The organism is Bradyrhizobium sp. (assembly GCF_050014615.1).
In the GTDB taxonomy this organism is placed as follows: Bacteria; Pseudomonadota; Alphaproteobacteria; order Rhizobiales; family Xanthobacteraceae; genus Bradyrhizobium.
The window spans coordinates 1-13,279 of sequence record NZ_JBEKCZ010000036.1 but is presented as its reverse complement, the minus strand read 5'-3'; the positions used below and the strand labels follow the sequence as shown (position 1 = coordinate 13,279).

General features: G+C 61.8%; 14 protein-coding genes. 8 read left to right on the top strand and 6 right to left on the bottom strand.

The features are described from left to right. Positions 1-33: 33 nt before the first annotated feature. On the top strand, positions 34-1,617 hold the full coding sequence (gene ggt, locus ABR948_RS08500) for a gamma-glutamyltransferase (RefSeq protein ID WP_428115816.1): 1,584 nt from the start codon (positions 34-36) through the stop codon (positions 1,615-1,617). A gap of 50 nt (positions 1,618-1,667) precedes the next feature. After that, positions 1,668-2,132 carry an FKBP-type peptidyl-prolyl cis-trans isomerase gene (locus ABR948_RS08495; RefSeq protein WP_428115814.1) on the top strand — a complete coding sequence of 155 codons (465 nt, stop codon included), beginning with the start codon at positions 1,668-1,670 and terminating at the stop codon, positions 2,130-2,132. Between the two features lie 98 nt (positions 2,133-2,230). On the opposite strand, the gene ABR948_RS08490 is transcribed toward ABR948_RS08495, so the two are convergent. Continuing rightward, positions 2,231-2,446, bottom strand: coding sequence for a CsbD family protein (locus ABR948_RS08490; protein WP_428115811.1), 216 nt, complete (start codon positions 2,444-2,446; stop codon positions 2,231-2,233). A gap of 134 nt (positions 2,447-2,580) precedes the next feature. On the opposite strand from ABR948_RS08490, the gene ABR948_RS08485 reads away from it, so the two are divergent. The 3 genes from ABR948_RS08485 to ABR948_RS08475 all read left to right on the top strand — a co-directional run bounded on the left by ABR948_RS08485 (position 2,581) and on the right by ABR948_RS08475 (position 4,963). Next, entirely contained in the window at positions 2,581-3,117 is a 537-nt protein-coding gene (locus tag ABR948_RS08485; protein WP_428115809.1) for a cupin domain-containing protein, read from the top strand. 160 nt (positions 3,118-3,277) lie between these two features. Further along, complete coding sequence (locus ABR948_RS08480; protein WP_428115806.1) at positions 3,278-4,300, top strand: alpha/beta hydrolase; 1,023 nt, start codon at positions 3,278-3,280, stop codon at positions 4,298-4,300. A 174-nt stretch (positions 4,301-4,474) separates the two neighbouring features. Continuing rightward, positions 4,475-4,963: a VOC family protein gene (locus ABR948_RS08475; RefSeq protein WP_428115804.1), complete on the top strand. Its 489-nt coding sequence runs from the start codon at positions 4,475-4,477 to the stop codon at positions 4,961-4,963. A gap of 40 nt (positions 4,964-5,003) precedes the next feature. On the opposite strand, the gene ABR948_RS08470 is transcribed toward ABR948_RS08475, so the two are convergent. The 3 genes from ABR948_RS08470 to ABR948_RS08460 all read right to left on the bottom strand — a co-directional run bounded on the left by ABR948_RS08470 (position 5,004) and on the right by ABR948_RS08460 (position 8,699). Continuing rightward, positions 5,004-6,698 carry a thiamine pyrophosphate-dependent enzyme gene (locus ABR948_RS08470; RefSeq protein ID WP_428115801.1) on the bottom strand — a complete coding sequence of 565 codons (1,695 nt, stop codon included), beginning with the start codon at positions 6,696-6,698 and terminating at the stop codon, positions 5,004-5,006. A gap of 184 nt (positions 6,699-6,882) precedes the next feature. Continuing rightward, positions 6,883-7,974, bottom strand: coding sequence for a hypothetical protein (locus tag ABR948_RS08465; RefSeq protein WP_428115798.1), 1,092 nt, complete (start codon positions 7,972-7,974; stop codon positions 6,883-6,885). Positions 7,975-7,976: 2 nt separating this feature from the next. Then, positions 7,977-8,699, bottom strand: a complete 723-nt coding sequence (locus ABR948_RS08460) for a FecR family protein (RefSeq protein ID WP_428115795.1) — start codon at positions 8,697-8,699, stop codon at positions 7,977-7,979. A gap of 225 nt (positions 8,700-8,924) precedes the next feature. Between ABR948_RS08460 and ABR948_RS08455 the strand changes: the two genes are divergently transcribed. Then, positions 8,925-10,187: a phospholipid carrier-dependent glycosyltransferase gene (locus tag ABR948_RS08455; protein ID WP_428115867.1), complete on the top strand. Its 1,263-nt coding sequence runs from the start codon at positions 8,925-8,927 to the stop codon at positions 10,185-10,187. An 87-nt stretch (positions 10,188-10,274) separates the two neighbouring features. Here ABR948_RS08455 and ABR948_RS08450 read toward each other — a convergent pair whose 3' ends face one another. Both ABR948_RS08450 and ABR948_RS08445 read right to left on the bottom strand, forming a co-directional pair. Beyond that, the gene (locus ABR948_RS08450; protein ID WP_428115793.1) at positions 10,275-10,631 is read right to left on the bottom strand and encodes a hypothetical protein; all 357 of its coding nucleotides are present in this window, start codon (positions 10,629-10,631) and stop codon (positions 10,275-10,277) included. A gap of 135 nt (positions 10,632-10,766) precedes the next feature. Further along, positions 10,767-11,405 carry an OmpA family protein gene (locus tag ABR948_RS08445; protein WP_428115790.1) on the bottom strand — a complete coding sequence of 213 codons (639 nt, stop codon included), beginning with the start codon at positions 11,403-11,405 and terminating at the stop codon, positions 10,767-10,769. A 426-nt stretch (positions 11,406-11,831) separates the two neighbouring features. Between ABR948_RS08445 and ABR948_RS08440 the strand changes: the two genes are divergently transcribed. Next, positions 11,832-12,062, top strand: coding sequence for a hypothetical protein (locus tag ABR948_RS08440; protein ID WP_428115787.1), 231 nt, complete (start codon positions 11,832-11,834; stop codon positions 12,060-12,062). A 371-nt stretch (positions 12,063-12,433) separates the two neighbouring features. Further along, positions 12,434-12,982: a hypothetical protein gene (locus ABR948_RS08435; RefSeq protein ID WP_428115785.1), complete on the top strand. Its 549-nt coding sequence runs from the start codon at positions 12,434-12,436 to the stop codon at positions 12,980-12,982. The last annotated feature ends 297 nt before the right edge of the window (positions 12,983-13,279 follow it).

The window sequence follows — 13,279 nt, the reverse complement described above, 5'->3', positions numbered from 1 at the left end:
ACCACGATAAAACGACGAAATGAGCATCCTGGCATGAGGAATTTCCATCTGGCCGGCCGGTCGACGGTCCACGCCCAGAACGCGATGGTGGCGACGTCGCATCCGCTGGCGGCGCTGACGGCGATCGAGGTGCTGCGTTCTGGCGGCACCGCCGCCGACGCCGCGGTCGCGGCGTGTGCGCTGCTCGGCGTGATCGAGCCGCAATCCACCGGAATCGGCGGCGATTGCTTCGCGCTGATCCAGCCCAAGGGCGAGGGCAAGATAATAGCCTATAACGGCTCGGGCCGCGCGCCGATGGCCGCGAAGCCTGAATGGTACCTCGAGCGCAACATCCATGCGATCCCGCTGACCTCGGCCCACGCCGTCAGCATCCCCGGCGCGGTCGATGCCTGGGCGACCATCTTGCGCGATCACGGCAAGCTTGGGTTCGACACGTTGCTGCAGCCGGCGATCAAGGCCGCGGAAGAAGGTTACGTCGTTGCCCCGCGTATCGCGTTCGACTGGAAGAACGGCTTCGACAAACTGAAAAAGGGCACCAACACCGAGCGCTATCTGCTGCCGCACGGCAAGCCGGCGGTTGCCGGCGACGTGATCCATCAGCCCGAACTTGGGCAGACCTTGCGGGCGATCGCCAAGAGCGGCCGCGACGCGTTTTACAAGGGCGCGATCGCCGAGGACATGGTCGAGACCTTGCGCGGCATCGGGGGATTGCACACCACCGACGACTTCGCGGCCCATACCACCGAAACCACGGTGCCGATCGGCACCCTGTATAAAGGCCACGACGTCTGGCAGTGCCCGCCGAACGGCCCGGGCATCACCATGCTGGTGATGCTGAACATCCTGTCGCGTTTCGATCTGACGAAATTCCCGGCGATGAGCGTCGAGCGGTTTCATCTGGAAGCCGAGGCCGCGCGGGTCGCCTACATGATGCGCGAGCAGCGGATCGGCGATCCCAGTCATGTCGAGGTCGACGTCGCCGGGATTTTGAAGGAGTTCGCCGACGAATATGCGCCCAAGATCCGCATGGACCGGATGCTCGATCTGCCAAAAGTATCGCCGCCGATGAATCCCTCGACGGTCTACATCACCGTGGTGGACAAGGACCGCAACGTCTGCTCGTTCATCAATTCGATCGCGCATTCGTTCGGTTCGGCGATCGTCTCCAACAAAACAGGCGTTCTCCTGCAAAACCGCGGCGCCGGTTTCCGCATTCAGCCCGGCCATCCCAACTGCATCGCGCCGGGCAAGCGCCCGCTGCATACCATCATTCCGAGCCTCGCGACCAAAAGCGGCCGCGCGGTGATGCCGTTCGGCGTGATGGGCGGACAGTATCAGCCGGTCGGGCAGTGTCACGTGCTGACCAACATGCTTGATTATGGCTGCGACGTGCAGGAAGCGATCGATATGCCGCGCGGCCTGCATTATGAAAACGTCTATCAGCTTGAGGATGGCGTGCCTGCCGCGATCGTTGAGGGCCTGAAGCAGCTCGGGCACCAGACCACCAGCGTGGTCCCGCCGCTCGGCGGCGCCCAGGCGATCTGGATCGACTGGGACAAGGGCACGCTCACCGGCGGCTCCGATCCCCGCAAGGACGGCTGCGCGCTGGGATATTGAGGCAAACCGTCTGCGCGTGCGACTCCTCCCTTGGCTCGAAAGAAAGCTTGATGATGCGACGTTTCCAGTTTCGAAATCTCTCGACCGCCGTTTCCATCGCCCTGGCCGGCGCCCTTCTTTTTGCCGCGCCATCCGGTGCGGTGGCCCAGACCGCAGGAAAAACCATGACCACAGCTTCAGGCTTGCAGATTATCGACTCGAAGGTCGGCACCGGTGCCACGCCAAAGCCCGGTCAGATCTGCGTCATGCATTACACCGGCTGGCTTTATGAGGACGGCAAGAAGGGCAAGAAATTCGACAGCTCGGTCGATCGCAATGAGCCGTTCGAATTTCCGATCGGGCAACGCAAGGTGATCGCCGGCTGGGACGAAGGCGTGGCCTCCATGAAGGTCGGCGGCAAGCGCACCCTGATCATCCCGCCCGCGCTGGGCTATGGCGCCCGCGGCGCCGGCAGCGTCATTCCGCCGAACGCGACGCTGATGTTCGATGTCGAATTGCTCGACGTGAAGGAATAGGCGTCAGCCCGATACAAGACGCGAGCGGACAAACGTCCGGGGCAAAAAAGACCGGCCAAAGCGGCCGGTCTTTGCAGTCCAGAATCGATCAGCGTCGATCAGAGATTCTTGTTGGCGGCGGCGGCCGCCTTGTTGACGGCGTCCTTGGTCGCCTGCTTGGCGTCGCCGACAGCCTTCTGGCCATGGCCCTTGATTTCCTGCACCGCGCCTTCGCCCTGCATCCTGTCGGAGCCCACCGCCTCGCCGACGCCCTGCTTGGCCTTGCCGATGGCTTCGTTGGTTGCACCTTTAATCTTGTCTGCCGTTGCACCCATGGGAACACTCCTTTGCAAGGGTTAAGCTTCGCAAAAACAAGTCCCGAATGCATCGAAAGTTCCTGATCCGATCTGGTTTGTGATCGCGGTTTTCGGTAGCGTCGGCGACCTTAGGATTCACTGGAACCAGCAGCATGACAGGCTCTCACGATCACACGCATTCCGACCATTCCCACTCCGACCATTCCCACGATCACGGCGAGGTGGAACGCTGGAAGCATGATGGCGTCCGCGTTATTCCCGGCGACCAGCTCGACCCCAACGTGCCCTCGACCGCCGGCATGGACCGCAAGGCCGCGATCAATTTCGCCCGCGTCGGCGCCCAGAAATTGTGGGCGGGCACCGTGACCATCAAGCCCGATGCCAAGACCGGCGCGCATCATCACGGCCATCTCGAGAGCATCATCTATGTCGTCAAGGGCAAGGCGCGGATGCGCTGGGGCGAGCAGCTGCAATTCACCGCGGAAGCCAATCCCGGCGATTTCATTTTCATTCCGCCTTACGTGCCGCATCAGGAGATCAACGCCAGTCCCGACCAGGTGCTGGAATGCGTGCTGGTGCGCAGCGACGGCCAGGCGGTCGCGATCAATCTCGACATCGAGCCGGTCGAGAAGCCCGAGACCGTGTTGTGGATCGATCCCGTGCACCGCGATCCCGCGGAGGCGAAGTAGGTTTGGTGGCTGCGCCGGGCGGCGCATAGCCGAATTCCCATGGCGTGGCTTCCGGGCGCGCATGTCGTCTGCTAGGGTTATTCTTGAGACTTCAGGGAATGCCGCGCTGCAGCGCCGTAACGAAATCCGCAAAATCAAGAACATGTGATCGGAGGGACTGGTGAAATATCTCAATCAATTGCTGGCGCGGCGCGCCGTTATCAAGGGCTCGGGGCTTGGTCTGGTGGCCGCAGGATTGGCCGGCACGCTGCCGGTGCAAGGCGCGGCCGCGGCGGAAGGCGGCGAGATCTGGAGCAGCGAGTACTGGACCAAGAAGGGCGACGTTCCCTTGTGGATGTTCCGCAAGCGGCTCGGCGCGCCCAAGGCCGGCGAGCCGTCCCGGCCGGTGCTGTTCATGGTCCATGGTTCGTCGGTCACCTCGCGGACCTACGATCTCCATGTGCCCGGCCATGGCGAATACTCCGTCATGGATGTGTTTGCCCGTTATGGGTTCGATGTCTGGACCATGGATCACGAGAATTACGGCAAGTCGGGGCGCACCTCCGGCAATTCCGACATCGCCAGCGGTGTTGAAGATCTGAAGGTCGCGATGGAAGTCGTCACCCGCGAGACCGGCCTGAAGAAAGCCCATTTCCTCGGCGAGTCCTCCGGCGCGCTGCGTGCCGGCGCCTACGCCATGGTCGCGCCCGAACGCGCCGACCGGCTGATCCTGGCCGCCTTCACCTACAAGGGCGAGGGATCGCCGACCCTGACCAAGCGCGCCGAGCAGCTCGACTATTACCGCACCCACAACATGCGCAAGCGCGACCGCGACATGATCCGCTCGATCGCGACCCGCGACAAACCCGGTACCAGCGATATCGCCGCCGTCGAGGCGCTGGCGGATGCGGAGATGCCGTTCGGCGACCAGATTCCGACCGGCACCTATCTCGACATGACCGCCAATCTGCCGGTCGTGCATCCGCAGAAGGTGATGTCGCCGGTGCTGCTGGTGCGCGGCGAATTTGACGGAATCGCTACCGTCGCCGACCTGGAGGAATTTTACAATCTGCTGCCCAATGGCGACCGCCAGTTCATTATTCTTCCCGGCACCGCCCATTCGGTGACCTTGGCGACCAACCGCGAATTGTTCTGGCACGTGGCCCGGGCGTTTCTGACCATGCCGGCGCCGATCGCGACGTAAGGGGGCACGTCATTCCGGGATGGTGCGTTAGCACCAGACCCGGAATCTCGAGATTCCGGGTTCGAGCTGCGCTCGCCCCGGAATGACTGATGGCGAAATTCCAAACCGGATGTCGGATCGGCGCTCCGGCGTTCGTCCTCGGAGGGTCGAAGCAACTCCTGGAGGATTTAACCGATGTCGAAGATTACACCCTGCCTGTGGTTCGACGGCGAGGCCGAGGAGGCCGCGACATTCTACGTCTCGCTGTTGCCGGATTCGCGGATCGAACGGATCCAGAAGAACCTCGTTGACGGTCCCGCCGGAAAGGCCGGCACCGTGCTGGTGGTTCAGTTCACGCTGGCCGGCCAGGACTATATGGCGCTGAACGGCGGCACGCGGTTCGAATACACCCACGCCATTTCGTTCAAGATCGACTGCGCCGATCAGGCCGAGGTCGATCGCCTGTGGGACGCGCTGTCGTCCAATGGCGGGCAGGTCGAGCGCTGCGGCTGGCTTAAGGACCGCTACGGCGTGTCCTGGCAGATCGTCCCGTCGGTGTTGCCGGAATTGCTGGGTGGTCCCGATCGCAAGGGCGCCGAGCGCGCGATGCAGGCGATGATGCAAATGATCAAACTCGACATCGCAGCGCTGAAGCAGGCGTATGACGGCAGGTCAGCCGCCTGATCCACGAGGGCAGGTGCTGAAGCGGGAAGCCTCAATAGCGTCACCCGCCGGTGACGGCGAGAACGGCTTCCTTGATCTTGGCGATGGCGAAATGCCCGACCTGTTCCAGTTCGACGTGCGGCATGTTGGGCATTTCGTTGGCGACCACGACGGCATCGACGATCGCCGGGCCGTCGACGGCGAGAGCGTCGTGGATCGCGGCCTTCAAGTCGCGCGGTTGCCGCGCGGTAAAGCCGTGGCCGCCGCAGGCGCGCGCCAGCGCCGCGAAATCCGGATTCGGAAATTCGATAGCTTCGCGGAACGGCACGATGCCGACGCTTTCGGCTTCCAGCGTGATCAACCCGAGCGCGGAATTATTGTAGACGATCACCTTGACCGGCAGCTTGTGATGTACCGCGGTCATGAATTCGCCCATCAGCATGTTGAAGCCGCCGTCGCCGGTCAGCGCAATCACCTGGCGCGAACGATCCAGCGCCTGCACGCCATTGGCCTGGGCCAGCGCGGTGCCCACCGCAGCGTTGTTGAACGAGCCGATGATGCGCTGCGACCCGGTTTGTCGGATCCAGTTTGCGGACCACAGCGTGTTCAAGCCGGTGTCGAGAACAAATATCGCATCGCGGCGGGCGGCGTCGCTGACAGCGCGGGCCACGGCCTGGGGATGGATGCGATCCTTGCTGCGCGCCGGATCGGATTGCTTGTCCAGCATCTCATCCCATTTCTGGCGTTCATGGCTGACCCGGTCCCAGAATTTGGTTTCGGTTTTGGCCGCGACCTTGTCGAGCAGCAATTTGAGGGTCGGGCGTGCCGAACCGGTGACGCCGAGCACGGTCGGCGCGCGGCGTCCAAGGACTTGCGGCCGCTGGTCGATCTGGATCACCGTCGTTTTGGTCGGCAGGAAATTGGAATAGGGATAATCGGTGCCGACCATCAGCAGCAGGTCGCAATGCTGTACGGCGCGATATACCGGCTTGGTGCCGATCATGCCGAGCCCGCCCATCCATCGCGGGTCGTCGTAGGGCATCAGTTCTTTGCCCCGCACCGAATGAATCAGGGGTGCCTTCAGCCGGTCCGACAAGGCGCGCAGCAGATCGGCGGCATCGCGGCAGCCGGCGCCGCACATGATCACCACGCTGCCGGCCCGGTCGATGCGTTGCGCCATGTCGTCGATATCGGCGGCGGCGGCGGGAAATTCGGATCGCGGCTTGAGCGTGGCGACGCTCGACACCGCGCCGTCGGCTTTTTCCGACAGCACGTCCTGGGGAAGCGTCAGATGCGCGACGCCGGGGCCGGCATAGGCGGCCGCGATCGCCTGATGGATCACGGCCGGCGCCTGCGCCGCGGTCGAGATGGTTTCGGTGTAGAGCGATACGTCGCGAAACAGCAGATCGGGGACGGTGGTCTGAATGAAGTCGGTGCCTTGCAGCTTGCGTGACATTTCACCCGACAGCGCCAGCACCGGCGCATGGTCGCGACTCGCCTCATAGAGGCCTGCCACCAGATGATTGCTGCCGGGGCCGGTGGTGCCGGCGCAAACCCCGAGTTGCCCGGTGAGCTTGGCCTGGCCGGCGGCGGCGAGCGCGGCGCCCTCTTCATGACGAACGCCGATCCACTCGATCCGGCTTTGCCTGACCGCATCGGCCAGAGGGTTCAGGGAATCGCCGATCAATCCGAAAATATGCTTGACGCCGACCTGTTCGAGCGCACCGACCAATTGGCCGGCAACCGTCTGTGACATTGTCCGCTCCTGATGATGCCCACCGTTACGCCGCCTCGACGGCTTATCGATAGCATATCCGGATCGGACGCGGACGCAGCGGAGCCTGCGTGCAACACCTTGTGATGCGAGCCCGCGGAACCGGATTGCGATTGTCGATTACGAAAATGAACACACGCTTCGGTTCTCCGAAGCCGTGCCTGCCTCAGTAGTTCACCCGCAACCCGACGCCGCCATGGATTGTGTTGCCGACCGGCTGCGGGCCGATGGTGCCGTTGATGAAGAGATCGGCGACCCAGCCTTTGGTGATGCGGAAGCCGAGGCGGCCGCCATATTCGAACCAGCTCTGGTTTCCGATCGTCGGCACCACGGTGCCGTCGCCGGTCACGGTAGCGACAATGCCGGAATGGGCCGCAAACGACTGCACGAAGCCGCCATTGATGTTGCCCTCGATGCTGTCGCCGAGCAGATGCGTCCATTGCCCGCCGAGTTTGACGAGGTTGGTTCGATCGGTGCCGGTTGGAATGGAGGCGCTGAAGGGATCGAACGCGGCCGCCGGATCGGTGTAGCCGTTGACCCGCTGCCACAGTTGCCAGACCTCGACGGAGGCTGCGAGTTCGTCGCGCGGCGAAACGCGGCTGATCCAGCCCGCCCGGCCATAGACGCCATAGTCGCTGCTGCTGGTCTCGCCATCCAGCGAAACCGCGCCGAGACTGGTCGCGTAACTGCGGCCGTAGCGCACCTTCTCGAACGGCGACAGGAGGGTGCCGATATCGAAGAACGGCCGTGACGATCCCCAGTCGACAAAATCGTAGCGCAGCGCGAACGCCCCGATCGGCGCGCTGGTGACGCTGTATCCGCCCTCGCTGAATTGGGTATAGGCGATGCCCGCCAGCAGCGACAGATTGGGGGTCAGCTCCTTGCGGCCGTGAATGCCGGCCGAAAACGACCCGGCTGAGCCGAACGCGCTGACGCAGTCGCTGCAATTGACCTGCTCGTTGACGCCCAGGAGTACGGTGCCGAGTACCCGGTTGGTGATCATCTGGTTGAAGCGTTGACTGGCCAGGCCGCCGATCGATCCCGCGCTGGAATTCGCACCGGTCGGCGTCGGCGAAGGCGCGGTGGTTGGCGAGGGTGTTGGTGTGGGTGTTGGAGACGGCGAAGGGCTCGGTGACGGACTTGGCGATGGACTTGGCGATTGCGCGGAGGCCGGAACGGTTTGCACCTGAACCAGCACCAGCGCAATCGCCGCGGTGAATGCGGCCGACACGATCAAGCGGCGGATGAGGTTGGCCATCGTCAACGTCCGCACAGCATGCCTGTGGGATCGCTGCCGTCATCGACGGGAGGGGTTACCGTGGGAGTGGCATCGGCAAAATTCGTGACGGTGCAAAGTCCCGCCACCGCCGCGCAGTTCGCGGCGAAGTTCCAGGGCGGGATGTTGACCTTCTTGATCGTGACCTTGCCGCCGGCGGCGGTGATGACGGCGGTATCGCCGGGCTTCGTCAACTCGATGCACTGACCGCCGGTCGCGCAGACCCGCGACGCGCCTTCCTGCAGCACCACGGTGGTCTTGCCCCGCTGCGACAGAATATCGAGGATGGTGCCGCGCACGCCGATGGTCGCGATTGGCGTGGTGATCTGGTAGGCGGCCTTTTCCGAATTTCCGGTGACGAAGCGGAACGCGCCCGCGGTCAGTTTGACCGCGATATCGCGGTAGGTATGTTCGTCGTTGAACACAATGCGGTCGAGCGTGATCGTCGCGTTAGGGCCGAGCGACAGATTGGTGTTGTCGGCCATCACCAGCCGTGCCGCGCTTTCGAGGCCGGTGCGCACGATTTCATCGCGCAGCACGCCGTCGCCGACGTTGATCTGGCTGGTTGCCGATCCCGCGACGCGGACGACTTGATTCTGGATGATTGCCGCTTCACCGACGCGCGCCTGCGCATGAGCAGAGCCAGCCGCGAGCCCCGTCGCCAGACAAAGCGCGGAGACAAGGAGAACGCCGTAACGCCAGTTCATTGCATGACCGATCGATTATCCCGTTGATCGTACCGGATCGCGTCTGCATGCGATGTTGCAGATTTATCACAAGCGGCGTGTTGCGAGCCCGATGGTTAGTGACGGCGAAATCGAAATGCGTTCAATGCGATGGACTTAAATATTCGGTCCGTCCACACTCGGCGGGTGCAACGCCATCAATCCGTGAATATCGTGCGCGAATCACCTTCTGTTCCCGCTCATTCGATGATGTGGAACGCCATCATTGCCGTAATCATCTTCTTCGCCGCGCATTTCGCGCTGCTGGTGGGCGTGACGACACCGGATAAATTCTATTTCGATGAAGTGCATTACGTTCCGGCCGCCAGACAGATGCTGGAGCCGGCGCCGTCGGCGCCGCAGCTCAACCCGATGCATCCACCGCTGGCGAAGCAATTGATCGCGCTGTCGATCAGGAGCTTCGGGGATAATCCCTTGGGCTGGCGCTATCCGGGCGTGCTGTTCGGGGCGCTGGCGATTGTCGCGATGTATTTCTGCGGCCTCGCGCTGTTTGGCGCGCGGGGGCCGGCGGTGGCTTCCGCATTGCTGGCCTTCTTCAACCAGATGGTGTTCGTGCAGTCGCGGATCGCGATGCTGGATATTTTCGCGCTGGCCTTTGGCCTGTTTGCGATCGCATCGTTCATGCATGGTTTCCGCAAGCTAAGGCCGCAGCTCTGGTTCGGCCTGACCGGACTGGCTTGCGGTCTCGCGATGGCGTGCAAATGGAGCGGATCGTTCGTGCTCGCGACCTGCATGGTCATCGTCGCGGTGATCCGCCTGATGCAGGGATGGCGAACGCAATTCGCCGACGGCAACGCCGATGACTGGTACCGGCCGGGTCTCTGGCCCGATTTCAGAGCCGCGCATTTCGCCGCGTGCTTCGTGCTCGTTCCGGCCGTGGTCTATCTCGCTGCCTTCGTGCCCCTTTATGGATGGTCGCTTTCCGACCTGATCGAGGCGCAGCGCCGGATCTTCGGCGATAACACCACGACCGCGATCGCGGGCCACACCTATATGAGCGCGTGGCCGTCCTGGCCTTTTTTGCTGCGGCCGGTCTGGTATCTGTTCGACAAGATCGACGACGACCGGATCGCGGCGGTGGTCCTGCTCGGCAATCCGCTGGTGTTGTGGCCGGCCTTGCCGGCGCTGGCGGTGTGCCTGCGTGACTGGGTCGTGACGCGCCGCGCCGATGCGTTCTTGATCCTGTCGTTTTATGCCGGGCCCTATCTGGCCTGGGCATTGCTGCCGCGGACGCTCGGATTTTTGTATTATTACCTGCCGTCGGCGACGTTCGCGGGCCTCGCGCTGGTATATCTCCTGCGGCGCGGCAACAGCCCCAGCTGGTTGTTATGGGCCTTTGTCGCGGTCGCCTTCGCCGGGTTTGCGGCCATGCTGCCGATCTCGGCGGCGTTCGTGGGAACGTCGATGGAGACTTTCAACCGGCTGATGATTTTCCAGAACTGGATTTGAGCCAGGCGCCGGACGCGCGCCGACTCGAGAAATTCTAGCCTGCCCAAATTTTAGCTCGCCAATGATCAGATAGAAAATAGCATCGCGTCAGAAGCGGATGATCCAGGGTATCCGGTTCCAATGGATCCGGTTGCGGTAAAGATGCGGCCAGTAGATCGGAAACGGCTGCCAATACGCGGCGCGATAGCTGCCGTATCGCCGGTAGTGACGATGGGCGAAACGCTGTTGCGACGGCGGCGCATCGGTTGTTGCCTCCGGTGATGCCGGCTCGGCGGCCTTCGGCACCAGCGACGGACGTGGCACGCTCGGCGGCGTCGGCTCGGTTTGGGTGGCTGCCGGTGCCGCGGGTTCCTTGGGCTGCGCCGCATCTTCGGCATGGCCCGGGAGGATCGAGCCTGCAATGAGCAACCCCGCGAGAACAAAGCCGGTAACATACGATTTCATGGTCATGATCCCCGTAGCTTAATCAGTCATCCCGCATCCGCGGTTTCGACAAGCCGGCCATCCGCCTGATTATCGAAACATCCCCGAGTCCGCTACCGCCTGCCGCATCAGGCAGGCGGGGTAGCGCTGTAACCGTCACTTCGACGCGGTCTTGGTGTCCATGTTGACGACCTGGACGCGGCGGTTGGTCGGGTCCATCGGCGCGCTCGGATCCTTCGGCTTGTCCTTGCCATAGCCGACGGTGACGAGATCGGTGCCGTTGATGCCGTATTTGTCGACCAGGAAACGCTTGATCGTATCGGCGCGGCGCTCGGAGAGGTCCTGGTTGTAGGCCTCGCTGCCGATCGCATCGGTGTGACCGGCGACCACGAAGGTCGAACCCTTGAGGCTGGCGTTCGAGAGCGCCTTGCCGAGTTCCTGCGCCGAAGGCATCGAGGCCCTGCTGATCTCGGCCGAATTGTAGTCGAACTGGATATCGAGATCGATCTTCGGCTTGGTCGAGGCGATCTCCGCGATTTCCTCGCGCTCGCCGAGCGAGAGCGACCGGGTCTTGCGGTTGCGCAGCGTCTGGACGAAGCCGATTTCCTTGGCCTTGACCGAGGGGTCGACCTGCGGCCCGGCGGAGAGGCCGCGCGTCAACGGCTTCGGCTGCAACGCATTGACGATTTGATCGGCGGAAACATTGTCGCCGGCGATGGCAAGACCGGCCGTCATCGACAGCGCGGCTGTAAGCGTGATCGCCGTTAAACCGGAAAGTCTGAGCAGGCTGGTCATGGTCGTATCCTCGCTGTTACGTCTGATGGCATTTGGATGCTGGGACGATACGGCGGGTTCGATACGTTGAATGTGATTTGGGTCACATGCGCCGATAGGTGCAGGATCCAGAGCTGAAAAGTCCTTATTTCCCGGGCTTGTCGAGGCCCTTCGCATCCCGAAAACCGGCGACATTAAATTTAGGAAATCCGCCCCTTGGCGCGAGCCGGCGCCGATCGGCAGGGTTGTCGTGGCGGCGATTCCGGTCGCAAAGCGGTCGCTGGAGCGCCGGGGTGCTGACAATAAATCGGCCAGATGCGCCGTTAAGAAGAACGGCCGTGCAGAGAACAAAGTGAGTGAAGTAACCTGGCCCTGTTTCAGTCGCCCAAAAGATCAAACGAATATCAGGGGTATCGCCCGGTCACGCCGGATCGTTCGGGAGTTTCGATGCCGGTGTTGATCGGCGCAGGCCTCATTGCCGTGGCCATCCTGCTGTCGACGCTGATCACAGCCGTCGGCACCAGGTTTGTCGGCATGGAAAGCGCCACCGACGATAATGTGTGGCTGATCGACCGCCTCACCGGCAGCGTTTACAGGTGCAAGGCGCCGGAGCGCGGCAAGGCATCCTGCGACACCGACATCGCGACGGGAAGCATCGGGGAACGCGGAAAGCCGTGAGCGGCCAGGGCGGTCCGGGGCGCGTACTCAGTATTGAGCGCTGGCGGGTTAGGTTTGCTCGACGTCGGCTATGACGCCGGTAACGACCAAATTCTGCGACGCGGCTGAATCTCGCGATGTGCCAACTGCGGACGGCACCCAATGAAAGGCGTTTCCAAATAATTGCGGCAGCCCCGCACTAGACAAACACACGTTTTACGTGCAAATCGTGGGGGTGTGTTTCACGAGCTTAGCCGAAATGATCTGGTCTATTTCACGACTATCAGACCACACTGGACATGAAGATTAATAAGCGATCATTGATAAGAGTGGTCACGTCAATAGTGCTTTTGGGCTCATGTAGTTTCGTATGGGCAAAGTACAACGAGTTCGTGATCTACAATGACATCGACAACATCGGCACTATGAACGAGGCAGAGAAAGCACACTTTTTTGAAAATATATATCCAACGGCCGAACAAATCTCTGACTATTTGAGAGATGCTACGATCTTATTTTCTTACAATAGAGCGAGGTCGGGTGCTCCCGCGCGCTCGTACGAGAACGAGATCATCTATCTCGATACTGATCGCCACTACTATGAATGGCGCGCTTCCGGAAAGAACGAATTTGATTCTGGAAGCTGGTCTATTCACGATCGTTTCATGATTTCGAACTTTCGCGGCACGCGAAAATATCAACGGGTTCAGGTCTTCTGTCGCCACGACAAGTACTTGTTGCCGCAATACCAGACTGACAATTGTCGGATTGCTGATGGATTAGTTCGCTTACTTTCCCGAGGGTACGATCAGGTTTACGAGTACAGAAAGGGAAATGCGTTCGGTATTTCCGAAGGAACTGAGTTGCCCTTCATAATTCCGAGAGATTCTACGGCGTCCTTTGAAAGCTTTCTCGCACTCTACCGCTCATCGACTAAATAGGAATGGCAAGGCGACGATTGCTCTCGCCGGAGGTCCGTTCAGGGTCATGTGTGGACGACGCCCGCATTGCAAGAAAAATCTGACGTTGGGCTTGCGGTCGGGTGCAAGTCATGTGTCCGGCCTGTTTGCGCGGCACCATGACCGCTGGCCCTGATGTAGTCCGCGGATCGGGTCCCAATCATTCGCACGGGCTTTTACGCCCATGACCCAACAGCGGGTTGTCCCAATCGACGGCTCGACCGTTTCGCATCACGCCATCATCACCCTCGCAATTCGATTGTCTTGCTCCGCCGTCGC

Excerpts from the sequence above, each read along its gene's own strand:
- ABR948_RS08440 (WP_428115787.1), top strand. The coding sequence starts at position 11,832 with ATGCCGGTGTTGATCGGCGCAGGCCTCATTGCCGTGGCCATCCTGCTG.
- ABR948_RS08465 (WP_428115798.1), bottom strand. The coding sequence starts at position 7,974 with ATGGCCAACCTCATCCGCCGCTTGATCGTGTCGGCCGCATTCACCGCG.
- ggt (WP_428115816.1), top strand. The coding sequence starts at position 34 with ATGAGGAATTTCCATCTGGCCGGCCGGTCGACGGTCCACGCCCAGAAC.
- ABR948_RS08460 (WP_428115795.1), bottom strand. The coding sequence starts at position 8,699 with ATGAACTGGCGTTACGGCGTTCTCCTTGTCTCCGCGCTTTGTCTGGCG.
- ABR948_RS08475 (WP_428115804.1), top strand. The coding sequence starts at position 4,475 with ATGTCGAAGATTACACCCTGCCTGTGGTTCGACGGCGAGGCCGAGGAG.
- ABR948_RS08495 (WP_428115814.1), top strand. The coding sequence starts at position 1,668 with ATGATGCGACGTTTCCAGTTTCGAAATCTCTCGACCGCCGTTTCCATC.
- ABR948_RS08470 (WP_428115801.1), bottom strand. The coding sequence starts at position 6,698 with ATGTCACAGACGGTTGCCGGCCAATTGGTCGGTGCGCTCGAACAGGTC.
- ABR948_RS08450 (WP_428115793.1), bottom strand. The coding sequence starts at position 10,631 with ATGAAATCGTATGTTACCGGCTTTGTTCTCGCGGGGTTGCTCATTGCA.
- ABR948_RS08445 (WP_428115790.1), bottom strand. The coding sequence starts at position 11,405 with ATGACCAGCCTGCTCAGACTTTCCGGTTTAACGGCGATCACGCTTACA.
- ABR948_RS08485 (WP_428115809.1), top strand. The coding sequence starts at position 2,581 with ATGACAGGCTCTCACGATCACACGCATTCCGACCATTCCCACTCCGAC.
- ABR948_RS08455 (WP_428115867.1), top strand. The coding sequence starts at position 8,925 with ATGATGTGGAACGCCATCATTGCCGTAATCATCTTCTTCGCCGCGCAT.
- ABR948_RS08490 (WP_428115811.1), bottom strand. The coding sequence starts at position 2,446 with ATGGGTGCAACGGCAGACAAGATTAAAGGTGCAACCAACGAAGCCATC.